The 23,165-nt window shown below is 58.8% G+C and carries 22 protein-coding genes; 19 read left to right on the forward strand and 3 right to left on the reverse strand.

The window, feature by feature from the left end; translation table 11 throughout:
- Positions 1–16 precede the first annotated feature (16 nt).
- The 4 genes from nqrF to sthA are packed head-to-tail and all read left to right on the forward strand — an operon-like array spanning position 17 to position 4,040.
- A complete protein-coding gene (gene nqrF, locus GSF27_RS02095; RefSeq protein ID WP_160965220.1) occupies positions 17–1,240 on the forward strand; it encodes an NADH:ubiquinone reductase (Na(+)-transporting) subunit F in 1,224 nt (407 codons plus the stop codon).
- A gap of 47 nt (positions 1,241–1,287) precedes the next feature.
- Positions 1,288–2,310: an FAD:protein FMN transferase gene (locus GSF27_RS02100; RefSeq protein WP_370462547.1), complete on the forward strand. Its 1,023-nt coding sequence runs from the start codon at positions 1,288–1,290 to the stop codon at positions 2,308–2,310.
- Positions 2,311–2,356: 46 nt separating this feature from the next.
- Entirely contained in the window at positions 2,357–2,605 is a 249-nt protein-coding gene (nqrM, locus tag GSF27_RS02105) for a (Na+)-NQR maturation NqrM (RefSeq protein WP_160965224.1), read from the forward strand.
- A gap of 34 nt (positions 2,606–2,639) precedes the next feature.
- A complete protein-coding gene (sthA, locus tag GSF27_RS02110; RefSeq protein WP_160965226.1) occupies positions 2,640–4,040 on the forward strand; it encodes a Si-specific NAD(P)(+) transhydrogenase in 1,401 nt (466 codons plus the stop codon).
- A gap of 232 nt (positions 4,041–4,272) precedes the next feature.
- On the opposite strand, the gene GSF27_RS02115 is transcribed toward sthA, so the two are convergent.
- Together GSF27_RS02115 and GSF27_RS02120 are read right to left on the reverse strand one after the other, a co-directional pair.
- A complete protein-coding gene (locus tag GSF27_RS02115; RefSeq protein WP_160965228.1) occupies positions 4,273–4,593 on the reverse strand; it encodes a 2Fe-2S iron-sulfur cluster-binding protein in 321 nt (106 codons plus the stop codon).
- A gap of 168 nt (positions 4,594–4,761) precedes the next feature.
- A complete protein-coding gene (locus tag GSF27_RS02120; RefSeq protein WP_160965230.1) occupies positions 4,762–5,568 on the reverse strand; it encodes a class II aldolase/adducin family protein in 807 nt (268 codons plus the stop codon).
- 116 nt (positions 5,569–5,684) lie between these two features.
- Here GSF27_RS02120 and GSF27_RS02125 point away from each other — a divergent pair, with 116 nt between their 5' ends.
- Complete coding sequence (locus GSF27_RS02125; RefSeq protein WP_160965232.1) at positions 5,685–5,954, forward strand: DUF1653 domain-containing protein; 270 nt, start codon at positions 5,685–5,687, stop codon at positions 5,952–5,954.
- A complete protein-coding gene (gene tadA, locus GSF27_RS02130; protein WP_370462548.1) occupies positions 5,951–6,523 on the forward strand; it encodes a tRNA adenosine(34) deaminase TadA in 573 nt (190 codons plus the stop codon). Before GSF27_RS02125 ends, tadA begins: the two co-directional genes overlap by 4 nt.
- 22 nt (positions 6,524–6,545) lie before the next feature.
- Here tadA and mltF read toward each other — a convergent pair whose 3' ends face one another.
- On the reverse strand, positions 6,546–8,006 hold the full coding sequence (gene mltF / locus GSF27_RS02135) for a membrane-bound lytic murein transglycosylase MltF (RefSeq protein WP_160965234.1): 1,461 nt from the start codon (positions 8,004–8,006) through the stop codon (positions 6,546–6,548).
- A 696-nt stretch (positions 8,007–8,702) separates the two neighbouring features.
- Between mltF and purL the strand changes: the two genes are divergently transcribed.
- The 13 genes from purL to GSF27_RS02200 all read left to right on the forward strand — a co-directional run bounded on the left by purL (position 8,703) and on the right by GSF27_RS02200 (position 23,136).
- Positions 8,703–12,578 (forward strand): phosphoribosylformylglycinamidine synthase, encoded by a 3,876-nt coding sequence (purL, locus tag GSF27_RS02140; RefSeq protein WP_160965236.1) that lies wholly within the window; start codon positions 8,703–8,705, stop codon positions 12,576–12,578.
- 157 nt (positions 12,579–12,735) lie between these two features.
- On the forward strand, positions 12,736–13,980 hold the full coding sequence (gene nhaD / locus GSF27_RS02145; RefSeq protein WP_160965238.1) for a sodium:proton antiporter NhaD: 1,245 nt from the start codon (positions 12,736–12,738) through the stop codon (positions 13,978–13,980).
- Between the two features lie 108 nt (positions 13,981–14,088).
- Positions 14,089–14,703, forward strand: coding sequence for an FKBP-type peptidyl-prolyl cis-trans isomerase (locus GSF27_RS02150; protein ID WP_160965239.1), 615 nt, complete (start codon positions 14,089–14,091; stop codon positions 14,701–14,703).
- A 248-nt stretch (positions 14,704–14,951) separates the two neighbouring features.
- The gene (locus GSF27_RS02155; RefSeq protein ID WP_160965241.1) at positions 14,952–15,992 is read left to right on the forward strand and encodes an inorganic phosphate transporter; all 1,041 of its coding nucleotides are present in this window, start codon (positions 14,952–14,954) and stop codon (positions 15,990–15,992) included.
- Between the two features lie 3 nt (positions 15,993–15,995).
- Positions 15,996–16,778 (forward strand): DUF47 domain-containing protein, encoded by a 783-nt coding sequence (locus GSF27_RS02160; protein ID WP_160965243.1) that lies wholly within the window; start codon positions 15,996–15,998, stop codon positions 16,776–16,778.
- A gap of 69 nt (positions 16,779–16,847) precedes the next feature.
- Complete coding sequence (atpD, locus tag GSF27_RS02165) at positions 16,848–18,296, forward strand: F0F1 ATP synthase subunit beta (RefSeq protein WP_160965245.1); 1,449 nt, start codon at positions 16,848–16,850, stop codon at positions 18,294–18,296.
- Positions 18,293–18,718 (forward strand): F0F1 ATP synthase subunit epsilon, encoded by a 426-nt coding sequence (locus tag GSF27_RS02170; protein ID WP_160965247.1) that lies wholly within the window; start codon positions 18,293–18,295, stop codon positions 18,716–18,718. Before atpD ends, GSF27_RS02170 begins: the two co-directional genes overlap by 4 nt.
- Positions 18,715–18,987: an AtpZ/AtpI family protein gene (locus GSF27_RS02175; RefSeq protein ID WP_160965249.1), complete on the forward strand. Its 273-nt coding sequence runs from the start codon at positions 18,715–18,717 to the stop codon at positions 18,985–18,987. Before GSF27_RS02170 ends, GSF27_RS02175 begins: the two co-directional genes overlap by 4 nt.
- Before the next feature lie 3 nt (positions 18,988–18,990).
- Complete coding sequence (locus GSF27_RS02180; protein ID WP_160965251.1) at positions 18,991–19,674, forward strand: F0F1 ATP synthase subunit A; 684 nt, start codon at positions 18,991–18,993, stop codon at positions 19,672–19,674.
- 3 nt (positions 19,675–19,677) lie between these two features.
- Positions 19,678–19,947 (forward strand): ATP synthase F0 subunit C, encoded by a 270-nt coding sequence (gene atpE, locus GSF27_RS02185; RefSeq protein WP_160965253.1) that lies wholly within the window; start codon positions 19,678–19,680, stop codon positions 19,945–19,947.
- A 57-nt stretch (positions 19,948–20,004) separates the two neighbouring features.
- Positions 20,005–20,751, forward strand: coding sequence for a F0F1 ATP synthase subunit delta (locus GSF27_RS02190; RefSeq protein WP_160965255.1), 747 nt, complete (start codon positions 20,005–20,007; stop codon positions 20,749–20,751).
- Positions 20,744–22,237, forward strand: coding sequence for a F0F1 ATP synthase subunit alpha (locus GSF27_RS02195; RefSeq protein ID WP_160965257.1), 1,494 nt, complete (start codon positions 20,744–20,746; stop codon positions 22,235–22,237). Before GSF27_RS02190 ends, GSF27_RS02195 begins: the two co-directional genes overlap by 8 nt.
- Complete coding sequence (locus tag GSF27_RS02200; protein WP_160965259.1) at positions 22,234–23,136, forward strand: FoF1 ATP synthase subunit gamma; 903 nt, start codon at positions 22,234–22,236, stop codon at positions 23,134–23,136. The genes GSF27_RS02195 and GSF27_RS02200 overlap by 4 nt, the downstream gene beginning before the upstream one ends.
- Positions 23,137–23,165 lie beyond the last annotated feature (29 nt).

Genomic DNA, 23,165 nt, shown 5'->3' on the forward strand with positions numbered 1-23,165 from the left:
CGGGGTATTACGACAGATGAATATTACGATCGTATTAGGTGTCGCGATGTTTACCGGCATCGTGCTCGCGCTGGTGGCAGTGATTCTCAGTGCGCGCGCCAAGCTGGTAAGCAGCGGTGATGTAAACATCCTTATTAACAATGAAAAGACCCTGACTGTGCCTGCCGGTGGCAAGCTGCTGCAGACCCTGGCTGAAGGCGGCTTGTTCCTGCCTTCCGCTTGTGGCGGCGGTGGCAGCTGTGCCCAGTGCAAGTGTGTGGTGGAAGAGGGGGGCGGTTCCATGCTGCCTACCGAAGAGGGTCATTTCACCAAGCGTGACGCGGCTGAAGGCTGGCGTCTCTCCTGCCAGGTACCTGTTAAGCAGGACATGAAGATCGAAGTGCCTGAAGAGGTGTTCGGTGTTAAGCAGTGGGAATGCACCGTTGAGTCCAACCCCAACGTTGCCACCTTCATTAAAGAGCTGACCCTGCGTCTGCCAGAAGGTGAGAACGTTGACTTCCGTGCTGGCGGTTACGTGCAGCTGGAAGCACCTGCTCATCACATCAAGTACGCTGACTTCGATATCGAGGAAGAGTACCGCGGTGACTGGGAGCGTTTTGGTTTCTTCAATATTGAGTCCAAGGTGGACGAGCCGGTGATCCGAGCCTACTCCATGGCCAATTATCCGGAAGAGAAGGGCCTGGTTAAGTTCAATATCCGTATCGCCACGCCGCCTCCCGGTTCCCAGGGTATTCCGGCCGGACAGATGTCGTCCTACGTCTTCAGTTTGAAGCCAGGTGACAAGATCACGGTATACGGACCCTTCGGTGAGTTCTTTGCCAAGGATACCGACGCCGAGATGGTGTTTGTGGGTGGTGGTGCCGGTATGGCGCCAATGCGCTCCCACATCTTTGACCAGCTCAAGCGTCTGAACTCTACGCGCAAGATGTCTTTCTGGTACGGAGCCCGTTCCCTGCGTGAGATGTTCTACCAGGATGAGTACGATCAGCTGGCTTCCGAAAACGAGAACTTCCAGTGGCATGTTGCCCTGTCTGATCCCCAGCCAGAGGACAACTGGAACGGTCTCACCGGTTTCATCCACAACGTGCTCTTCGAAGAGTACCTGAAGGATCACCCGGCGCCGGAAGATTGTGAGTTCTACATGTGTGGACCACCCATGATGACCGCAGCGGTAATCAAGATGCTGAAGGATCTGGGTGTTGAGGATGAGAACATTCTGCTGGACGACTTTGGCGGCTAAGGGCAGTCATGTTGTTGAGTAGAGAACTCTCCGGAATGAGGTCAGCAGTGCTGGCCTCATTTTGTTTCTGCCTGTTTCTGGTGGTCGGTTGCGCTCCGCAACCGGAGACCTTTGCCAACAAATTCTCTGGTGCCACCATGGGTACCAGCTATCACATTACGCTGGTGACCGATGAAGCCCTTGCTGGCTCAGACATCGCAGAGGTTCAAAAAGCGATTGATGAGCGGTTGGCTGCGGTCAACCAGAGCATGTCCACCTACATCGCTGACTCCGAGATCAACCAGCTGCACAGCACTGCTCTCAATGAGTGGCACCCCATATCCTCTGAGTTGGGCCGGGTGCTGGCAATCAGTGAGTCGGTGTCGAAGCTGAGCGGCGGGGCGTTTGATATTACCGTCCGGCCCCTGATCGATATGTGGGGGTTTGGCCCCAAACCTGCATTGGATCAGGTGCCGCCGCAGGCGGAAATCGATACGGCACTGGCAAATGTGGGTTATCAGTACCTGCACCTGCGGCAGGAGCCCTGGCAGTTACTGCGTGATCGTGACGTGGATATGGACCTGAGTGCGGTGGCCAAGGGCTATGGGGTTGACGTGGTGACGGAGCTGTTGCTGGCAAAGGGCTATGCTAACCACATGGTGGAAATTGGTGGTGAGTTGCGGCTGGCGGGCCTGAGCCCACGTGGTGAGCCCTGGCGTATCGCGGTGGAAAAACCCCAGGCCGGTCTGATGCAGAGCGTCTACCGTGCCGTCAGCCTGACCGACACGGGTATGGCGACCTCCGGCGACTATCGCAATTACTTTGAACAGGATGGCGTGCGCTACAGTCATACGATAGACCCCCGTAGCGGGCAGCCCATCCGTCACGGGCTGGCGTCGGTAACGGTTTTGCATCCCTCTGCGGCCTATGCCGACGCCCTGGCGACAGCGTTTAACGTCATGGGAGAGGAGCAGGCCCTACTATTGGCGAATAGTGAGGGGATAGCGGCATTGTTTATCATCAGGGACGGTGACGAATTTGTTGAAATGGCCTCAGAGGCCTTTCAGCCTTATTTGGAACAGCGTGAATAGCCCGTTCCGGGAGTAGAGAACCCCGTGAATCGCGGGAGGAGTCACTATGCAAACTTTTATCTTAACTCTGGTCATGTTGCTGCTGTTTGTGGTCTTCATGTCTGTGGGGGTACTGATGGGGCGCAAGCCTCTGAAAGGCTCCTGCGGTGGTGTGGGCAAGGCGCTTGGCGAAGAGGACTATGTCTGTGATATCTGTGGTGGCGACCCGGATAAATGCGAAGAGCAGTCTGCAGGCAACGGAAAGACGGCGTCCGGCCAGTCACTGGCCTACGATGCCACCCAAACGGACAAGTAACACAAGCAGTAACTAACGGGGGCACATTGCAGTAATGGCGGAATATTCCTACGACTTATTGATCATTGGTTCAGGGCCCGGCGGAGATGGCGCAGCCATGTCGGCGGTGAAAAGCGGGCTGAAGGTGGCCATTGTTGAGCGCCCGCAGATGCTTGGCGGCAATTGTGCTCACAAAGGTACTATCCCATCCAAGTCGCTGCGTCACGCGGTGAAGCAGATTATCCGTTACAACACCCACCCCCTGTTCCGTAATATCGGTGAGCCCAAGTGGGTGCCGTTTCCCGCGGTACTGAATTCGGCCAACAAAGTAATTCCCAAACAGGTAGAAAATTCCGCCTCCCGCTATGCCCGCAATCGCATTCGCGTGCACACTGGTGATGCCACATTTGTCACTGCCAACCGGGTTCAGGTGACCCAGGAGAAAGGTGGTGTTAACGAATTTATCACCGCCACCAACATTATTATCGCTACCGGCTCACGACCCTACCGCCCGGTGGATGTGAATTTTAACCATCCCCGTGTCTACGACAGCGATACCATCCTCACCATGCAGCATACGCCGCGCAGTATGATTATTTACGGCGCTGGGGTGATTGGCTGTGAATACGCCTCAATCTTCTCCGGCCTGGGTGTAAAAGTTGACCTGATCAACAGCCGGGAACAGCTGCTCTCCTTCCTGGATGATGAAATCTCCGATGCTCTCAGTTACCACCTGCGGGACGGCGGGGTAACGGTTCGTCATTGCGAGGAGTACGCGTCGGTGGAGGCCGATGGCAAGAGCGTCACCATGCATCTCAAGTCCGGCAAGCGCATTACCGCCGACGCTTTGCTATGGAGCAATGGCCGTACCGGTAATACTGACACGCTCAACCTGGAGGAGATTGGCCTGCAGGCTGATCACAGGGGGCAGCTGAGTGTTTCCGAGCGCTATGAGACCGAGGTGCCCGGCATTTATGCCGTTGGCGATGTGATCGGTTGGCCGAGCCTGGCCAGTGCCTCCTATGATCAGGGGCGTGCCTGTGCCAGGGGCATTGCGGGTCTCAGTGTTCGCGCGGTGGACAACGCGCCTACTGGTATCTACACGCTGCCGGAGATCAGTTCCATCGGTAAAACCGAGCGTGAACTGACGGAGGCCAAGGTGCCCTATGAAGTGGGGCGCGCCTTCTTCAAAAACACTGCCCGGGCCCAGATCAGTGGCGAGGATGTGGGCATGCTGAAGATCCTGTTTCGGGTCGATACCCTGGAGATCCTGGGTGTTCACTGCTTCGGTGCGGAAGCCTCTGAAATTATCCACATCGGCGAGGCGATCATGAGCCAGCCGGGAGAGGGCAACAGTATCAAGTTCTTCGTCAAGAACACCTTCAATTACCCCACCATGGCCGAAGCCTATCGTAGTGCAGCCCTGAACGGCCTTAATCGGGCGCGGCGCTTCTGACGGGCGACAGTGAGCGGTGACTGTCCGTATGGGCAGTTGCCGGGACTGGATTACAGGGAAAGTTGCGGGGAAGATAGATTGCTGAACGTGTTACGGGCAGGATGGCAGCAGACGCAGCGGAGTAGGCTGAATCCCCAGTTGCGGAGCAAGGAGCTTCCGCAAACCGGTGATATCAGTGTGGCACGGGCGTGCCGGAAGCCGACCCAAGGGTGGCCTCAGGATTGTTCTGAACTCAGAACTGGGACTCTGGCAGACGCAGGGTCAGGCCGTCCATATCTTCAGAAACGATGATCTGACAGGCCAGGCGGCTGTTTTCCTGTGGATCGACAGCCATGTCCAGCAGGTCTTTCTCAACGTCGTCAGCAGCAGGGATCTTGCCTGTCCAGGCGTCGTCAACATAGCAGTGACAGGTTGCGCAGGCACAAGCGCCGCCGCAATCACCCAGAATACCGTTGATCATGTTATCCAGCGCAGCCTGCATCAGGTTCTCACCGACGGCAACTTCTACTTCGTGCTCGGTGCCATTGGCTTCGATGTATTTAATAGTTGGCATAGCAAACCTCGTAATTTCCGGAGCGGCAATATTAGCGGTTTCTGCCACGAGTAAAAAGGTTCAGCGGGGCAATTTATAGGGTGAAACGGGCATTTTGGAGACGCATGGGGGGCGTTTACAGCTGGATGGAGGGTTTTGCGCCATTCCGGGGGCTGTCTCCGGGCGCCATCAGTGGAAAATATCCGGGTTTTTGGCGCCAATTACACTGAGCAGTGGCTGAAAACTGAACCAGCCTGCCCACTCACAACCTACCAGTTCCCGCGCTGCCCGCGCCGCCTCCGGGGCGATGGTTTTGGGTGTACCTGCTGCTTCTGCCAGTAACTGGGCCTGGCAGCAGCGGTCCATGGCGATAAACCACCAGACCGCAGCTTCCACGCTGGTGCCCACTGTCAGCAGGCCATGATTCTGCAGGATGGCTGCCTTGCAGGAGCCCAGTGCCGACGCGATCTGCTCGCCTTCATGGCCATCCACCACCACGCCGCCGTAATGATCAAACACGACGTGATCCTCATAAAACGCGCAGGCATCCTGGGTAATGGGATCCAGCAGGCGCCCGAGACTGGACCAGCTTTTCCCGTACAGCGAGTGGGCGTGAGCGGCGGCGATGATATTGGGCCTGGCCCGGTGCAGACAGGAGTGTATGGTAAAGGCGGCGCCGTTAAGCAGGCCGGAGCCTTCCACCACCTGGCCGGCGTGATTGACCAGCAGCAGGTCAGAGGCCTTGATCTGCTGGAAGGAGACGCCCATGGGGTTTACCCAGAACAGCTCCGGATGTTCCGGGTCGCGGGCGGTGATGTGGCCGGCCACGCCCTCCTCAAAGCCGAAATGGCCAAACAGGCGGAACGCTGCCGTGAGCATGCGTTTGCGATGTTCGCGGACTTCGGCGTGAGTCTTGCCTTCCTGTGCCGGGCTGGCGCTGCGGCCGGCGGTGTTCAGGAGCAGCTTGTTGATGCTGTCAGTATGGCTTTGAGTCATGGGGTACGCTCCCCGAAGATTGGCTATTGTGGCGGGATGGCCAGCGGTGGCTGACAGCACTGCCTCGCCATTTCAGTTAGAATGGGCGCTTTTCCGTACAAAATCCAGAGGTGGTCATGAGCCAATTGCGACCTGGCGTCTACAGGCATTACAAAGGTCAGGAGTATCAGGTGTTTCGCACCGTGCGTCACAGCGAGACCGAAGAGGAGTTGGTGCTTTACCGCTGCCTGTATGGTGATTTCAGCTGGTGGGTGCGCCCGCAAGCCATGTTCCGGGAGACCGTAGTGGTAGCGGGCGAAGAGTGCCCCCGTTTTGCCTGGCAGCGGACCTTCTATCCTGATAGTTACCCGGACGCGCCGCCGCTGGCAGCTGAGGGGCTGGTGTGACTTCCGGCGAGCAACTTGCCGGTAGCCCATACCCGCCGGACAGTGATGAGTACTGGATGGAGCGGGCCCTGAGGCTGGCGGAAAAGGCCGCCGAATTGGGTGAAGTGCCGGTGGGGGCGGTGCTTGTGCGGGACGGCAAGCTGCTGGGGGAGGGCTGGAATCAGCCCATTTCCGCCTGCGACCCTACCGCCCACGCCGAGATTGTAGCCTTGCGTGCCGCCGCCGTGGCGGAGTGTAATTATCGCCTGCCGGACAGCAGGCTCTATGTGACGATTGAACCTTGTACCATGTGCGCCGGCGCACTGGTGCATGCCCGGGTGGGCAGTGTGATCTACGCGGCGACAGAGCCCAAGGCCGGAGCAGTGGTCAGCCAGAGCCGGGTATTTGAGCAGTCCAACCTGAATCATCAGGTGCAATGCTGCGGCGGGGTGCTGGAGGAGCAGGCCCGTGAGCTGATGCAGGCGTTTTTCCGCCATCGGCGGGATGCGGTAAAGCGGTTACGGCGAGAGGCGCAGCAGGTCGCTGCGCCGGTTGATGACAGAGATGGCAAGGAGAGCGGCGGGCGCTGATGAGTCCCCGGCGCGCTGTTACTTACAGCAGGTCAAGCGAGCCAGCGGATACCGGCACAAACTGCGCGGCATTGGGCTGGTGGTCAACCATGGAGACCAGGCGCCGCTGCTGTTGCAGCTGGTGCAGGGCGATGGTGTTGTAGAAGCCGCGAATGTTCTGTACATAGGCGACCGGTTCCCAGCCACGGGCATAGCCATGCTTGACGGTGCGGTAGTACTTGCGCTGGGCTAACAGAGGCAGGTGACGGCTGACATCATCCCACTGGTCGGGATTGCCGCCCATACGCTGGGTCAGAATGCGGGCGTCTTCAAGGTGGCTGGTGCCAACATTGTAGGCCGCCAGTGCCATCCAGATGCGATCATCTCCCTGAATGCCCGCCGGAACGCGATCCAGCAGTTTGCGGAAATAGCGGGCTCCGCCCTGAATGCTCTGCACGGGATCAAGGCGATCTTCTACCCCCATCTCCTCGGCGGTAGTGCGGGTAAGCATCATCAGTCCGCGCACCCCGGTATAGGAGCGGGCATCGGCGTCCCAATGGGACTCCTGATAGCTGATTGCAGCCAGCAGGTGCCAATCCAGTTCGGTTTCGCGTGCTGCCTCCTGCAGGGTTTCCTGCCAGAGGGGGAGGCGGCTGTCGAGGCGGTTGGAGAAGGTGACCGCGCTGCCGGTGTCCAGCTCCTGAATTTGGCCGTAGTAATGATTCTTCAGTGATTTGAGCTCGCCGGAGACCCGCTTTTCTGCGAGGTAGGCTTGCGCCAGCCGGAACAGGCTGTCGTCATCGCTTTTGCCAAATGCCCAGGCCAGGTCATCGGCTTCCTCTTTCAGGCGGAACGCCTTGCGCGCGCGCGGATAGAGGTTGCGGTTGAGGGTGTAGGTGTTGGAGTCGACGATGGCGGCATCAATTTCACCGCGGTGCACCAGCTCCATCAGGTCACTGGTATCGATGTCGGACATTTCCCGCCACTGCAGTTGCGGGTGCTCGGAAGCCAGTTGGCGCAGCTGCTCGGCGTGGGCGCTGTTGGCGGCTACTACCAGAGTTTTGTCATACAGGTCTTCGATGCCCTTGGGCTTGTTACCGCCACTGCGGTAGAGCACCAGTTGATAGACCTGCATATAAGGAGTGGTGAAGCGCACGTGCCTGGCACGATCGGGGGTTACGGCGAGCCCGGCGGCGGCCAGCTGAATCTGCTCACTGTTGACGGCGCCCAGCAGGGTAGCTGGGTCATCCCGTTCGGTGACCACAAGCTCTACACCCAGGCTGTCAGCAAAACCCTTGGCGAGAGAGTATTCGTAGCCGTCCAGTCCCTGACGTCCTTCAAAGTAGGTAGAGGGCCCGTTGCGGGAAACAATCTGCAGTTGCCCGGCTGCCAGAACCCGCTCCAGTTCGTTGGGGGTATGGCTACCGGTCAGGATCAGGGCCGCGGCAGGGATTACCATCAATGCGACCATACACCGAAGCAGGCTCAGCGTGCGTTTCGGCATTCGAGTCTCCTTATGTTTGGCGTCGGGGTTAGCTTCCATATTGCTTGCCTCGTCATTGACAGTTCCTGAACGACGTCACCCGGATTCAGTCAGGGGCGACATTTCCTGCGTCACGGCACTCCCTCAGTGAGGGCCAGCAGGGTATAGCCAGGTGTCGAGAGTGTGCTCAAATCCGTGAGCTGGTCGACATTTTTGGCTATCAAGTTCAAATTTCGCGCAATTCTAGCCGCAAAGTGCGTGACGCAATAGCTTGTTTTTTGTTCGTTATTAGTGTAGCAGGCAGTTTAAAATTTGGCCTCGTGAGCGATTCCTAACCGGCCGGGCGCCTTGTGGCGCCGCTTTCCCTCTTCCTGGGGAGTTGGTTGGCGGGATTTGTGCGCCTGGTAAATTTTCTATAACCGGTCTGATGTTGGTTGGGAGGCGGTTGGGGGGCTTCCTCAGCCATTTTTCCCGTGCTGCCAGCCCAATAGGGGGCCGGTTCTGCAGGTTGGCAGGTGGCGCTGATTAAATAGAGGCAAAAGCTGCTAAGAGGAACGATATTCAGTACAATGGCGGCCTTTTCGCGGGGGGCGTTCGGGCCATACTGGTTGTCGCCTGAAAGCTTGCAGCCGATACGCCGTTGCAGTGCGCCTGATCGGGTCGTTCCCCCACTCTCTGAACCAGGATCCACAAAGAACCAAGAGGTCATTACCGACTATGCTGACCCTGCGCGGCGCTCCGGCACTTTCTTCATTTCGCACCCAGAAACTTCTTGCCACCCTGCAGCAGGCTGACGCCGGGGTGCATGCGGTATACGCCGAGTTTATGCATTTTGCTGACCTGAAGGCGGAGCTTGATGAGTCCGGGCTGCGGGTTTTGAAACAGTTGCTGGTTTACGGGCCTTCAGAAGCTGCGGGTGAGTGCGACGGTGACCTGTACCTGGTGGTGCCTCGTCCCGGCACCATCTCACCCTGGTCCTCCAAGGCGACCGATATCGCCCATAACGCGGGCCTGACCAATATTGATCGCCTTGAGCGTGGAATTGCCTATTACGTAAAGGGCGCCACCAACGCTGAAGCAGTGCGCGCGGCATTGTACGACCGCATGACCGAGGCGGTGTTTACCGATGTGGAGCAGGCTGCGCAGCTGTTCCGCCACGAGCAGCCACGACCACAGTCCTGTGTTGATGTGCTGGGTGGTGGACGCGAGGCGCTGGTGGAAGCCAATACCGCGCTGGGCCTGGCACTGGCAGACGACGAGATCGACTATCTGGTGGATGCATTCAAGGGCCTGGATCGCAATCCGGTGGACGTGGAGCTGATGATGTTTGCCCAGGCGAACTCCGAGCACTGCCGCCACAAAATCTTTAACGCTTCCTGGACACTGGATGGCGAAGAGATGCCAAAGTCCCTGTTTGGCATGATCAAGAACACCTACGAGCAGGGCGGCGAAAATGTGCTGTCGGCCTACGCGGATAACGCCTCGGTGATTGCCGGCAGCAAGGCCGGTCGTTTCTATCCTGACCCGGTAACCAAAAGCTACGGTTACAACAACGAAGACATCCACATCCTGATGAAGGTGGAGACCCACAACCACCCAACCGCCATTGCCCCGTTTCCCGGTGCGGGTACCGGTGCCGGTGGCGAGATTCGGGATGAGGGCGCAGTTGGTCGCGGCTCCAAACCCAAGGTCGGCCTCACCGGCTTTACCGTCTCCAATTTGCAGATCCCGGGCTATACCCAGCCGTGGGAACAGGACTCTCTCAGCGGCAAGCCTTATGGCAAGCCCAACCGCATCGTTACGCCGCTGGACATTATGATTGAAGGCCCACTGGGTGGTGCTGCCTTTAATAACGAATTTGGTCGCCCGAATATCTGTGGCTATTTCCGCACCTTTGAAGAGAACTTCGACGGTGAGCGTCGTGGCTATCACAAGCCCGTCATGCTGGCCGGCGGTTACGGCAACATCAAGGCCGAGCATGTGGACCAGCACGAGTTTGCGCCCGGTGCAAAACTGATTGCTCTTGGCGGTCCTGCCATGTTGATTGGTCTTGGTGGTGGTGCTGCCTCGTCCATGACCTCAGGGGCTTCGTCGGAAGATCTCGATTTCGCCTCGGTGCAGCGCCAGAACCCGGAGATCGAGCGTCGCTGTCAGGAAGTGATCGATCAGTGCTGGCAGCTGGGTGAGCGCAATCCTATTGCCTTTATTCACGACGTCGGTGCCGGTGGTTTCTCCAATGCTTTCCCGGAACTGGCGAAAGATGGCGGCTGCGGCGCCACGTTTGAGTTGCGCAATATTCACAATGATGAGCCGGGCATGACGCCGCTGGAGATCTGGTGTAACGAGGCGCAGGAGCGTTATGTGCTCGCCATCCAGCCGGAAGATCTCGCGGCCTTTGAAGCGATTTGCGAGCGTGAGCGTTGCCCCTATGCCGTGGTTGGCGAGGCCAATGCCACCGACCATATAGTGCTCAATGACAAGCACTTCGACACCAGGGCCGTAGACCTGCCCATGTCCGTGCTGTTCGGTAAGCCGCCGAAAATGCACCGTACGGCTGAAACCCGCCAGTACACAACCCATGCGCTGAACTTTGACGGTATTACCATTTATGATGCCGCTGAGCGTGTAATTCAGCACCCGGCAGTGGCCAGCAAGAGTTTCCTGATTACCATTGGCGATCGCTCTGTGACCGGTCAGGTATCACGTGACCAGTTTGTGGGTCCCTGGCAGGTGCCGGTGGCTGACTGCGCGGTAACCACCCAGGCCTACGATACCTACGCCGGTGAAGCCATGAGCATGGGTGAGCGTACGCCGACGGCATTGCTGGACGGTCCGGCCTCCGGCCGTATGGCAGTCGGTGAGGCCATTACCAATATCGCGGCGGCACCGATTCGCCAGCTGTCCGACATCAAACTCTCAGCCAACTGGATGTGTGCCGCTGGTCATCCCGGTGAGGACGAGAAGCTCTATCGCACGGTTGAAGCGATTGGCATGGAGCTGTGCCCGGAGCTGGGGATTACCATTCCTGTGGGCAAGGACTCCATGTCCATGCGTACAGCGTGGCAGGAAGAGGGGGCAGACAAATCTGTCACCGCACCGTTGTCGCTGGTGATCTCCGCCTTTGCACCGGTAACCGATGTGCGCAAGGTGGTTACTCCCCAACTGCGCACCGACAAAGGTGATAGCGAACTGCTGTATGTGGATCTTGGCGAGGGGCGCAATCGCCTCGGCGCGTCCATCCTGGCGCAGACCTGCAACCAGATGGGACAGGAGCCTGCTGATCTCAACAACCCGCAAGCATTGAAAGGTTTCTTCGCGGCCATGCAGCAGAGCCTGTCCGAAGGTGACCTGCTGGCCTACCACGATCGTGGTGACGGCGGCCTGTTCGCAACTGTGGCAGAGATGGCGTTCGCCGGCCACTGCGGTGTTGATATCAACATCGATACCCTGGGCGATGATGCGTTGGCAGTGCTGTTTAACGAAGAGCTTGGAGCTGTTCTGCAGGTGCCTTCTGCGCGGGTGAAAACGGTTATGGAGCGCTTTACCGGTGCCGGTGTAAAAATCGAGCGCCTGGGTTGGCTCAACAACCATGACACCATCCGTGTCGAGATGAACGCTGATATTATCTATGAAGAGTCACGTTCCGAGCTGCAGCGCCTCTGGAGCGAAACCAGTTACCGCATCGCTGCCTTGCGGGATAACGCCGATTGCGCGAAATCCGAGTTCGAGGCTATTACAAAGGTTGATCCGGGTCTTTCTGTTGAACTGACCTTTGATGTTAACGAGGACGTGGCTGCCCCCTACATTAATAAGGGTGTGCGCCCACGCCTGGCGGTACTGCGGGAGCAGGGCGTCAACGGCCACGTGGAGATGGCAGCGGCCTTCGATCGCGCCGGCTTCGAGGCTGTCGATGTGCACATGAGTGACATTCTGGCGGGTCGCGCCAACCTGAAAGATTTCCGCGGTCTGGTGGCCTGCGGCGGCTTCAGTTACGGCGATGTGCTGGGTGCCGGAGAAGGCTGGGCAAAAACCATTCTCTTCAACGCCCGTGCCCGCGATCAGTTCCAGTCCTTCTTCCATCGTCCCGAGACGTTCAGCCTTGGGGTGTGTAACGGTTGCCAGATGATGTCCAACCTCAAGGAGCTGGTGCCGGGTGCCGATCACTGGCCCCGTTTCGTGCGTAACCTGTCCGAACAGTTTGAGGCGCGCTTCAGCCTGGTGGGTATCGAGAAGTCCCCGTCGGTATTGTTCGATGGCATGGTGGGATCAGTTATGCCAGTGGCTGTGGCTCACGGTGAAGGGCGTGCGGAGTTCAGCTCCGACGATCACCTGGATCAGGTGCATCGTGGTGGCCTGGTGGCCATGCGTTACCTGGATAACCAGAAGCACTACAGCATGGATTATCCTTCCAACCCCAATGGCTCCCCCAAAGGGATCACCTGTGTAACTTCCGAAGATGGTCGCGCCACCATCATGATGCCGCACCCCGAGCGGGTCTTCCGGGCAGTGAGTAACTCCTGGCGTCCGGATGAGTGGCAGGAAGACAGCGGCTGGATGCGCCTGTTCCGCAACGCCCGGGTTTTTGTAGACTGATACTGCATCATTAAACACCGGCGCTACCTTCGGGTCAGCGCCGGTGTCGCATTCGCATAATAGACCAAAGTCCGATGGTTGATGACCAGCGGTTGTGGTTTCATGCGCGCGCCGATTTTCTAGTTCAGGTTCACCGTCCGGGTGATGAGGTTGTTCAATGTTTGAGATGTATCTGATTGCCCTGGCGGTGATCGCTCTCGTCTGTATCGTTCTCGAAGAAGTCATACACGTAAACAAAGCCAAAACCACACTGTTTCTGGGCTGCCTGGCCTGGATCAGTCTGTTTATTCACGCCGGCAACCACGATAACCAGCATCTGGTGTCCGAGCAGCTGGATGAAAACCTGCTGGAGATCGCATCGCTCTGGTTGTTCCTGATGTCCACCATGACCTTCGTGGCCTACCTCAATGCCAAGGGCGTGGTACAAAATTTTGTGCGCAGTATTTTTCCCAAGCGCCTGTCTGTGCGCAGCCTGCTGTTGCGGGTGGCAATATTCTCCCTGCTGCTGTCTTCCATCTGTGACAACGTTACCGCGACACTGGTGAGCCTGGGATTGATTCAGGTGTTTGAGCTGGATCGTAAGACCAAGCTGAAAATGGCCACGCTGGTGGTGTTCGCGGTTAACTCCGGCGGGGTGGCGCTGATCACTGGTGACGTGACCACGCTGATGATATTCCTGGGCGGCCACGTCTCCATGTCCCAGTTGCTGACGCTGATGCTTCCGTCGGCGACCGGTGTGCTGGTACTGGCGGCAATTTTTGCCATCAAGCTGGAGGGTGAGCTGGTGTTGCAGCCGGTGGAGATGCGCTATGAGCGGGTCGATATCTGGATTGCCGTCATCTTTTTCACCACCATTATCGCCACCATGTTGATGAATGTATTGTTTGGTATACCGCCGGTACTCACCTTCCTCACCGGCCTGTCGTTGATGTTCCTGGTGGGTCGTACTGTCAGCAGCGACATGGAGCAGACCCGCATCCTCGAATACATCCGTCAGGTTGAGTACGACACGCTGTTGTTCTTCCTGGGTATTCTGTTGCTGGTGGGTATGCTCAAGGAGATCGGCACTCTGGAGGTGCTGGCGCAGGTCTACGGTAACTATTCGCCGGAGGTTTCCAACTTCTTTGCCGGCGTGGCATCTGCTTTGCTGGATAACGTGCCTCTGACCGCAGCCTTGCTGAAGGCAGACCCGGTACTGAGCACTACCCAGTGGCTGGCACTGACCTATGCGGTGGGTGTGGGTGGCTCCCTGCTGGCGATTGGTTCGGCTGCCGGGATCCTGGCCATGAGCAAGATCGAGGAGCTCACCTTTGTCAGTTACCTGCGCTATGTGCCGGCCCTGATCGTGGCCTACGGCGTGGGTTATGCCCTGACCCTGTTGCTGGCTACCATCATTCACTGACCTTATTCACTGACTACAGCCCGGCAGCCGGAGTTGCTGCCGAGGGTGGGGTAGGAGGGCCGGGTGTGGTAAACTCCCGGCCTTTTGCATGTTTACAGGTGTACGCTTATGTCTGCTTTTGATAATCAGGAAAAGAAAGCCAGTTACGGTATTGGTCGCCAAATGGGTGATCAGCTGGCTACCGCCCCGTTCCAGGGCTTTGATCACGACGCCGCTATGGCCGGTTTCGCCGACGGTCTCAAGGCCGCGGGCCTGCAGGTACCTGCCGAGGAGATCAACGAAGCTTTCCGTGAAATTCAGGCCCGCCTGAAAGAGCAGGAAGAGAAGCGCGCTGAGGAGATGTCCGCTGAAGGTCAGGCATTCCTGGCCGACAACGCCAAGAAGGACGGTGTAACAGTTACTGCCTCCGGCCTGCAGTACGAAATCCTGGTAGAAGGTAGCGGCGACAAGCCAACGGCTTCTTCAACCGTGCGCACGCACTACCACGGCACCCTGATCGACGGCACTGTCTTTGACAGTTCTGTACAGCGTGGCCAGCCAGCGGAGTTTCCGGTAAACGGTGTTATTGCCGGCTGGACTGAAGCCCTGCAGATGATGCCTGTAGGCTCCAAGTGGAAGCTGACCATTCCGTACAACCTGGCTTATGGCGAGCGCGGTGCCGGTGGTTCTATCGCTCCTTACGCCACCCTGGTGTTCGAAGTGGAGCTGCTGGATATCCTCTGATCGACGAGGGTATGCCGCTGCCAGCCCTTGAGGCTGGATCGAAAAGCGCTGTTTCGACAGCGCTTTTTTTATGCCCGATAGTTTTCCCGGGGTATTGGTTTGCGCGCGATCAAGGCAGCGCGGATAATTTCCGGAGAGCATGGAGTCCGGGTGTACGGGGGGTGTCAGGTGGCATATCGCAAAAAGTCTTGTGGTTCGGTTTCCCGGTGTCTGCCGGTAGTCTGCGCCGGTGGCAGGTGGGTCCGTACATGACGGTTGCCGTAGCCTTGCTGGTGGTGACCATCCTGTTGGTGCTGTTGTTTGATCTCACCAACGGGTTTCATGACGCCGCCAACATGATCGCTACCCTGATAGCATCACAGGCATTGACGCCCGGTCCTGCATTATTGCTGGTAGGCGTTTTCACCTTTATCGGTCCTCTGCTGGCCGGCACATTGGTAGCCGATACCATCGGTGGTTTTGTCTCCCTCGAGGGAGTGCCTGCCACCCTTGGAATCAGTCTGGTGCTGTGTGCGGTGCTGGCAGCGGTGGGCTGGAACTTGCTCACCTGGTTGCTGGCTATGCCATCCTCCTCATCCCATGCTCTCGTGGGAGGTCTTGTGGGGGCGGTGTCTGTCACCGTGGGTCCGGCAAAGGTGCTCTGGGGCTTGAGTGACCTGGAGCAGGGTCAGTTGGTGGGTGTCACCAAGGTACTGCTGTCGCTGTTACTGTCGCCGTTGCTGGGTTTTGCCGCAGGTTACCTGTTGCACCGGTTAAGCTGCTTTCTGTTGCGTGCTGCACACCCCTCAATTAACCAGCGCCTGCGGCAATTGCAGTGGTTGACCGCTGCAGTGCTGGCGTTTGCCCATGGTACTAACGACGCGCAGAAGGGCATGGGTATTATCACACTGGTGTTGCTGCTGGGCGGTTTCCTGCAGACATTTGAAGTGCCGGTGTGGGTCATCTTCGCCAGTGCCGGCAGCATTACCCTGGGGACGATGTTGGGGGGCTGGCGAATTGTCAAAACGGTTGGCTACGGTATTTACCGGTTGCGTCCCCTGCACGGGCTTAACGCGCAGCTCTCTTCATCGCTGGTGATCCTTGCTGCTTCCCTTGCGGGTGGGCCGGTCTCCACCACACATGTGGTGAGCTCGTCTATTATGGGGTTGGGGGCGGCGGAAAGGCCGCGGGCGGTGCACTGGGTCAAGGCGCGGGAGATCGCTCTGACCTGGTTGTTTACCTTGCCGGGCTCAGCGTTGCTGGGGGCGCTGTTGGCGTGGCCGGTTTTTTATCTGTTACAGGGTGGTTGATTGATGGCGTCTGAGGGGAGTAGTGGCGGGAGCCTGCCGGGCAAGCGCCAGGGCCGGCTGTCTGTCTGGTGGCACAAGCTGTTTCCTTCCATGCCGGATTTCTATGGTTTGCTGAATCGGCAGTGTGAGCTGGTGGTTGAGGCCAGCGGGCAGTTACTGGCCTATATGCACAGTGGTGACGATACCAGTGCCGACCGGGTGGTAGAGTTGGAGCACCTGGGCCAGCAGTTGCGGGCTGAAAATATGACCGTGCTGCACCGGGCATTTGCCACTCCTTTTGACCGGGAGGATATCTATCGTTCGATCGCTGCGCTCAACGATATCCTCAACTACACCAAAACCACGGTGCGCGAAATGCGGGGGCTGGGGTTGGGGCCTGACGAACATACGCTGGCCATGGCAGAGCTGCTGCATGAAGGAGCGCAGGCACTGCAGCGCGGGTTTGCCCATCTGCAACTGGCGCCACTGCGTGCTGAAGCTGATGCTGAGGTTGCCTGTCGTACCGAGCGAGCCACGGAACGGGTCTATCGCAAGGCCCTGTCGGAGTTGTTCAATGCCGGTCATTACCAGGCTAACCTGACTGAAGAGCAGCAACAGGCCGCTGACTCGCTGGAGGTGTTGATGCAGACCCTGACCCAGCGTGAGTTGGCTGCCGTTGGTTCAGTGGTGGGATTTGTGGTGGAGATCCTCAAGCGACGTGAAGTCTACCGTCATATGTCCAACGCTGCTGACAGGGTAGAGCGGGCCGGGGATGTATTGCATGATATTGTGGCCAAGGTTGCCTGAAGTTTCCTGACAGCAACAGACATAATGGCTAAAGGGGCTGAGGCAGGATAGACCAAAGGGAGCTGCGCGATGGAGTGGCAGAAAAGAGAACCCGAGGCAGAAACACCGGCTGATCCGGTGGGTCATATCACGGAAGTTCACGGCCCGGTGGTGGTCATCGCCTGTGAGCGCCTGCCGCCGTTGCGCCAGGCCCTCATCGCGCAGCTGCAGGGCGAGACCTGCCTGTTCGAAGTTCACCAACATCTCGATGAAACCCGCATTCGCGCGGTTGCCCTGCATCGCAGCAGTGGTCTCTACCGGGGTATGCCGATCTATGATGCTGGCGCCCCTCTGCACGTGCCGGTAACTCCCGATTGTCTCGGCCGTCTGCTCAACGCCTTCGGCGAGCCTCTGGATGGCGGCGAGCCGTTAGATGCCACAGGCTATCGCAATATTCACAGCCGCCTGCCGCCACTCAGCGACGCCGTTGGTGTGGGTGAGGTATTGCCAACCGGTATCAAGGTGGTGGACCTGTTGTGCCCGTTTGTAAAAGGCGGCAAGACAGGTCTCTTTGGCGGCGCCGGGGTGGGCAAAACCGTATTGATTATGGAGTTCATGCACGCAGTCGCCACCTTGCACGAGGGGGTGTCGGTTTTCGCCGGGGTCGGAGAGCGCTTGCGGGAAGGGCATGAACTCTGGCACGAAATGCGCGCGGCGGGTGTTTTGCCCCAATCACTGCTGGTGTTCGGGCAGATGGATGAACCTTCCGGCATCCGCTTTCGGGTGGGGCTGTCGGCACTGAGTTACGCGGAGTACCTGCGGGACACCCTGTCCCGGGAGGTGCTGCTGGTGATGGATAATGTCTTCCGCTTTGTACAGGCGGGCAGTGAGGTCTCCAGTTTGCTGGGGCGCATGCCGGCTACCGTCGGTTACCAGCCAACCCTGATCAGCGAGGTGGCGGAGATGCAGGACCGCATTCTCTCTACCCGCCAGGGTGCCATCACCTCGGTGCAGGCGGTCTATGTGCCGGCCGATGATATGACCGACCCGGCGGTGACCGCCATTCTCAGTCATCTGGACACCACCGTAATTCTCTCCCGTGACCAGGCGGGTAAGGGGATTTATCCGGCGGTGGATCCGCTGCGTTCCGGCAGTCGGCTGATGGATCGTAATACCCTGGGTGCCCGCCACTACGATATCGCTGAAGGGGTGAGGGAGCATCTCGCCCGCTACCGGGAACTGGAAGACATCATCACCATGCTGGGTATGGGCGAGTTGTCCGCTGCCGACCGGCAGATGGTGGCTCGCGCACGCAAGCTGCAACACTACCTGACGCAGCCGTTTGCTGCCGCCGCATCCCATACCGGTATCGCTGGTGTCAGTGTGCCGGTGGCGCAGACCCTGGACGATTGTGAAGCCTTTCTGCTCGGACGCTTTGATGATGTGCCCGAAGCCCGTTGCTATATGCGTGGTGCCATGGGCGATCCCGGCAAGCCCGGTGTCTCTGCCGAAGCGCCAGGCGCGGGAGTCGTGTCGTGAATACATTTACCCTGCAGTTACAGGACGCCACCCACACGGAAACGTTTGCCGAGGTACAGGCCTTTGTCGGCGAGGATGCCTCCGGCAGCTTCTCCCTGCTGGCGGGCCACGCCCGTTTTACCACGGTGCTGGAAACCGGGCTGGCGCGGTTCCGGTTGGCGTCGGCCGGGACCGGTATGGCGGACTGGTACTACCTGGCGGTGCCCGGCGCGGTACTGCATTTTTCCGGCAACTGCCTGACCATCAGCAGCCGGCGCTATCTGCTGGATCGTGACTATCGACGCATCAGTGACGCCCTGCAGCAAAAGTTGTTGCAGGAAGAGGGCGAGCTGCAGGAGATGAAGCACAGTCTGCGGCAGCTGGAAAATGAGTTTCTACGCCGTATGTGGGAAGTGGGCCGCCAGGGTGGATCGCTGTCATGAAGGATGAAGAGGAGCTGCGCCAGCGGGTGGAACAGCAGTCGCAGCGGATGCAAAAGGCGCAGCGCGAACATCCGACCCTGATGAGCCAGACGGTTTATGCCGGAACCCTGGGGCTGTTACTGGTGTTGCCCATTGTGGGAGGCGCTTATCTTGGCCATTGGCTCGACAGCTTGCAGCAGGGTTACTCCAGCCGCTGGACTATCAGTCTGATATTGACCGGGGTGGTGCTGGGTGCGGTTAATGTCTATCTGTTTATCAACAAGGAATAGCTCATGGATGCAGGCGAGATGAGCATCGCGGTAATCTGGCAGCTGGGACCTGTGGCGATCACCAATACCGTAGTCACCACCTGGGCGATTATGGCGCTGCTGGCCCTGGCGTGCTGGCTGTTGTCGCGGCGCCTGCAGCTGCAGCCCGGACCGCTGCAGACAGCGGTGGAGGGGGTGATTGTTGCTATCGACCAGGCCATTCGGGAAGTTGCTCCGGATCACTCGCGGCTGTTGCTGCCGTTTGTCGGCAGCCTGTGGATCTTCCTGGTGGTTGCCAATCTTTGCAGCCTGATTCCCGGGGTGCACTCACCTACGCGCGATCTCTCCACTACCAGCGGCCTGGCACTGCTGGTCTTTTTCTACGCTCACTGGAGCGGTATCCGCGCGCAGGGTGTCGGTGCCTACCTGAAACACTATCTTGCACCCAGTCCGGTTATGTTGCCGTTTCATATTATCAGTGAGTTGAGCCGCACCATCGCCCTGGCGGTGCGCCTGTTCGGCAACATGATGAGCCTGGAGATGGCGGCTTTACTGATACTGATGGTGGCCGGCTTCCTGGCGCCGGTACCCATTCTTATGTTGCATGTGATTGAGGCGCTGGTGCAGGCCTACATCTTCGGCATGCTGGCGCTGATCTATGTCGCCGGCGGCATGCAGTCCATTTCCTCATCGTCCGGCAAGGAGTAAACCATGGCTGATCTCTCTACATTTTCCCAGGCCTCTACAGTGGTCGCCATTATTGGCATCGCGATCGGGGTGTTGGGGCCGGCCATTGCCATGGGGCTGGCCATCAGCCGCGCGCTGGATGCGCTGGCACGGCAGCCGGAAGCGGAGAAATCCATTATGCGCACACTGTTTATCGGGCTCGCCATGATCGAGTCACTGGCCATTTATGTGTTGGTGATTGTCTTGATCATCCTGTTCCGCAATCCGCTGCTCGAGTATCTGCTGCCGCAGTAGCGACACACCAATAAATGGCATGGAAACCGTAATGGCTGACGCGGGGAGTCGATCGGAGTGGAACTGAACTGGAGCACTTTCGTGCTCGAAATTATTAATTTCCTGGTGCTGATCTGGATACTGAAGCACTTCCTGTACCGCCCGGTGCTGGCGATCATCGCCCGGCGGCAGGAGTCAGTGGCACAACAGCAACAGCAGGCCGAGGCATTGCGCACCGAGGCCACTGCTATGCAGGAAGAGTATCAGCAGCGCCTGTCGCAGTGGCAACAGGAGCAGCAACAGGCGCGTAACGAGCTGCAGCAATCCCTGGCCGCCGAACGGCAGCAACAGCGCGACCGGTTGCAGCAGGAGCTGGACGTTATGCGCCATGGCGCCGAGGTGGCGGAGCAGCGCCAGCGGCAGGATCGCCTGCGTCAGCAGGAGCAGGTCGCCATGCAGCAAGGGGCACAGTTCGCGGCTCAACTGCTGCGGCTGGGGGCCGGGCCGGAGACAGAAAAGCGCCTCACGGAGCTGCTGATCCATCAGCTGCTGGAGCTGGATCCGGAGCAGCGCTCAAGACTGCAGCGTCACAATGGAGAGCGCAGTAACGCGGCCACAATTGCCAGTGCCTGGAGCCTCGGCGACGACCAGCGTGAGCGCCTGGGGGCAGCCTTGCAGCAGTGCCTGCCGGAAATCACCGAGTGGGATTGGCAGCGGGACCCTGAATTGCTGGCGGGCGTGCGCATCACGGTTGGTGCCTGGGAGCTGGGATTTAACCTGGCCGATGAATTGAGCGGCTTTGCCGAATTGGGTGAGCATGGCTGACACGGTAAACGAGCGCGGCTTGCTGCAACAGCAACAGGCGTGGCTGCAGGAGTACACGCCGCAACTGCGGCTGCGTGAGCGTGGGCGTGTGGTGTCGGTGGGTGATGGCATTGCCTGGATCAGCGGCTTGCCCTCTGCGGCCATGGACGACCTGCTGTTGTTTGCCGATGGCAGCCGGGGCATGGTGTTTGATATTACCGAGACCATGATTGGTGCGGTGCTGTTGAGTGATACCGAAGCCTTGACGGCGGGCACCGGTGTGCAGCGCAGCGGCTCGGTGCTGAGTATTGGTGCCGGTGACGAAATGCTGGGGAGGGTGGTGGATCCGCTGGGCACGCCACTGGATAACCGACCTCCGCCGGCCGCGGTAAAACAGCAACCTCTGGAAAGCCCGTCGCCGCCAATTATTGCTCGTGAATTTGTTCAGCAACCGCTCTACACCGGCAGCAAGATGCTGGACACCATGGTGCCCATTGGCCGCGGCCAGAGGCAGCTGCTGATCGGCGACGAGGGCACGGGTCGCTCTTCACTTGCACTGGATACGGTGATTCGCCAGCGTGGTCAGGATGTGTTGTGTGTCTATGTCCTGATTGGCCAAAAGCGCTCCACGGTGGTGAATACCATTGAACTGCTGCGCGCGCAGGGGGCCATGGAATACACCACTGTGGTGGTGGCTGAAGCCAGCACTCTGCCTGGCCTGCAACACCTGGCACCGTTCGCCGGTTGCGCACTGGCCGAGTACTGGATGCAGCAGGGGCGGGATGTGCTGGTGGTGTATGACGATCTCTCCACTCACGCGCTGACCTACCGGGAACTGTCGTTGTTGTTGCGCCGTCCGCCGGGGCGGGAGGCTTATCCCGGGGATATTTTTTCCCTCCATGCGCGGCTGCTGGAACGGGCTACCTGTCTGAACGCCAGCCATGGCGGTGGCAGTATTACCGCCTTGCCCATTATCGAGACCCGGCTGGGGGAAATTGCCGCTTATATTCCCACCAACCTTATCTCCATCACTGATGGTCAGGTCTATCTGGACCAGCGACTGTTTGCTTCCGGCTTTCGTCCCGCCATCGATATTGCCCGATCCGTGTCGCGTATCGGCGGCAGCGCCCAGCACCCGATCATCAAAAAGGAAGCTGGCCGCATGAAACTGGATTACCTGCAGTTTCTTGAGCTGGAGGTGTTTACCCGCTTTGGCGCCCGACTTGATCCAGGTATGGAGGCATCTATCCGCCGTGGCCGGATATTGCGTGAGATCCTGAAACAGGATCGACTGGCGCCACTCAGTGCTGCGCAGCAATTGGCGTGGATGGTGGCGTTTAACGACGGGCACTTTGATCAGTTGCCACTGAGCGGGGTGAGCGCGGCGCTGCAGTCGCTGCTGTTGGCGGTGGCCGGGCAGGAGGAGTTGGGGCTCGACAGCCCACGACAACTGTGGGAACAGGCCGTGGCCCGCTGGCTTGGCGCCGGAGAGGTCGCTGAGTCGTGAGCCAGAGGCGTGAGTTGCAACAGCACCGGGAGAGCCTCGGGGAGATTCGTGAAATCATGAACTCCATGAAAACCCTGGCCTATATGGAATCGCGCAAACTGGAGCGTTATATCGAGGCCCAGCAGGCGGTGGTTACCGGCATTGAAACCGCGGCAGCAGATCTGCTTCACAGCTACCCGGGAATGCTGCCGCCGGCGTCTGGCAAACCTGTGCGCGCGTGGTTAGTGATCGGCAGCGAGCGCGGGTTTTGTGGCGACTTTAACCAGCAACTGTTGGCACAGCTGCAAGAGCAACTTGCAGGGCCGGTCGCGGGTATTGCTGATGGCGACGCAGCGGGCGACCTGATACTGGTGGTGGGGCAAAAGCTGCAGTCTCTGTTGCAGGATGACCCGCGTCTTGTGGTTGCAGTTGAAGGTGCCAGCATGGCGGAAGATCTGGCGTCGCTCTTGCAGCAGTTGGTGCCACACCTGCGCGAGCTGCAAGGGGCTCACCCGGGCCTGGAATTGCGCGCGCTGTACCACAGCGGCAAAGGGGATGTGGTGGTGAAGCCTGTGCTACCGCCTTTTGTTGGCCTGGCGCAGACCGGAGTCCTTAATAATATCCCACCGCTGCTGAATCTCTCTCCGCCGGTGGTGCTGGGTGGATTGGCGGAGCACTACCTGTTTGCGCTGATGTTTCAAATGCTTTACGCGTCGCTGCACGCCGAAAATCACCAGCGCCTGATTCACATGGAAGGCGCGGTAAAGCACCTGGACGAGCGTGCTGCCGAGCTGTTACGACAGGGCAATGTTTTGCGTCAGGAGGAGATCACCGAAGAGATTGAGGTAATCCTCCTCAATGCGGCCAACCTGGGAGGTTGTTGTCCCGAGCAGGAGCGGTTGCAACGACAAATGCCCTAGTGTGTCCTGCGGATTTCTTGCCTTCCGGA

The sequence above is a fragment of the Pseudomaricurvus sp. HS19 genome, from assembly GCF_009857815.1.
Taxonomy (GTDB): domain Bacteria; phylum Pseudomonadota; class Gammaproteobacteria; order Pseudomonadales; family Cellvibrionaceae; genus Pseudomaricurvus.

Coding starts and splice junctions, on each gene's coding strand:
- nqrF (WP_160965220.1), top strand. CDS start 17: ATGAATATTACGATCGTATTAGGTGTCGCGATGTTTACCGGCATCGTG.
- nqrM (WP_160965224.1), top strand. CDS start 2,357: ATGCAAACTTTTATCTTAACTCTGGTCATGTTGCTGCTGTTTGTGGTC.
- sthA (WP_160965226.1), top strand. CDS start 2,640: ATGGCGGAATATTCCTACGACTTATTGATCATTGGTTCAGGGCCCGGC.
- GSF27_RS02115 (WP_160965228.1), bottom strand. CDS start 4,593: ATGCCAACTATTAAATACATCGAAGCCAATGGCACCGAGCACGAAGTA.
- GSF27_RS02120 (WP_160965230.1), bottom strand. CDS start 5,568: ATGACTCAAAGCCATACTGACAGCATCAACAAGCTGCTCCTGAACACC.
- GSF27_RS02125 (WP_160965232.1), top strand. CDS start 5,685: ATGAGCCAATTGCGACCTGGCGTCTACAGGCATTACAAAGGTCAGGAG.
- mltF (WP_160965234.1), bottom strand. CDS start 8,006: ATGCCGAAACGCACGCTGAGCCTGCTTCGGTGTATGGTCGCATTGATG.
- purL (WP_160965236.1), top strand. CDS start 8,703: ATGCTGACCCTGCGCGGCGCTCCGGCACTTTCTTCATTTCGCACCCAG.
- nhaD (WP_160965238.1), top strand. CDS start 12,736: ATGTTTGAGATGTATCTGATTGCCCTGGCGGTGATCGCTCTCGTCTGT.
- GSF27_RS02150 (WP_160965239.1), top strand. CDS start 14,089: ATGTCTGCTTTTGATAATCAGGAAAAGAAAGCCAGTTACGGTATTGGT.
- GSF27_RS02155 (WP_160965241.1), top strand. CDS start 14,952: ATGACGGTTGCCGTAGCCTTGCTGGTGGTGACCATCCTGTTGGTGCTG.
- GSF27_RS02160 (WP_160965243.1), top strand. CDS start 15,996: ATGGCGTCTGAGGGGAGTAGTGGCGGGAGCCTGCCGGGCAAGCGCCAG.
- atpD (WP_160965245.1), top strand. CDS start 16,848: ATGGAGTGGCAGAAAAGAGAACCCGAGGCAGAAACACCGGCTGATCCG.
- GSF27_RS02175 (WP_160965249.1), top strand. CDS start 18,715: ATGAAGGATGAAGAGGAGCTGCGCCAGCGGGTGGAACAGCAGTCGCAG.
- GSF27_RS02180 (WP_160965251.1), top strand. CDS start 18,991: ATGGATGCAGGCGAGATGAGCATCGCGGTAATCTGGCAGCTGGGACCT.
- atpE (WP_160965253.1), top strand. CDS start 19,678: ATGGCTGATCTCTCTACATTTTCCCAGGCCTCTACAGTGGTCGCCATT.
- GSF27_RS02195 (WP_160965257.1), top strand. CDS start 20,744: ATGGCTGACACGGTAAACGAGCGCGGCTTGCTGCAACAGCAACAGGCG.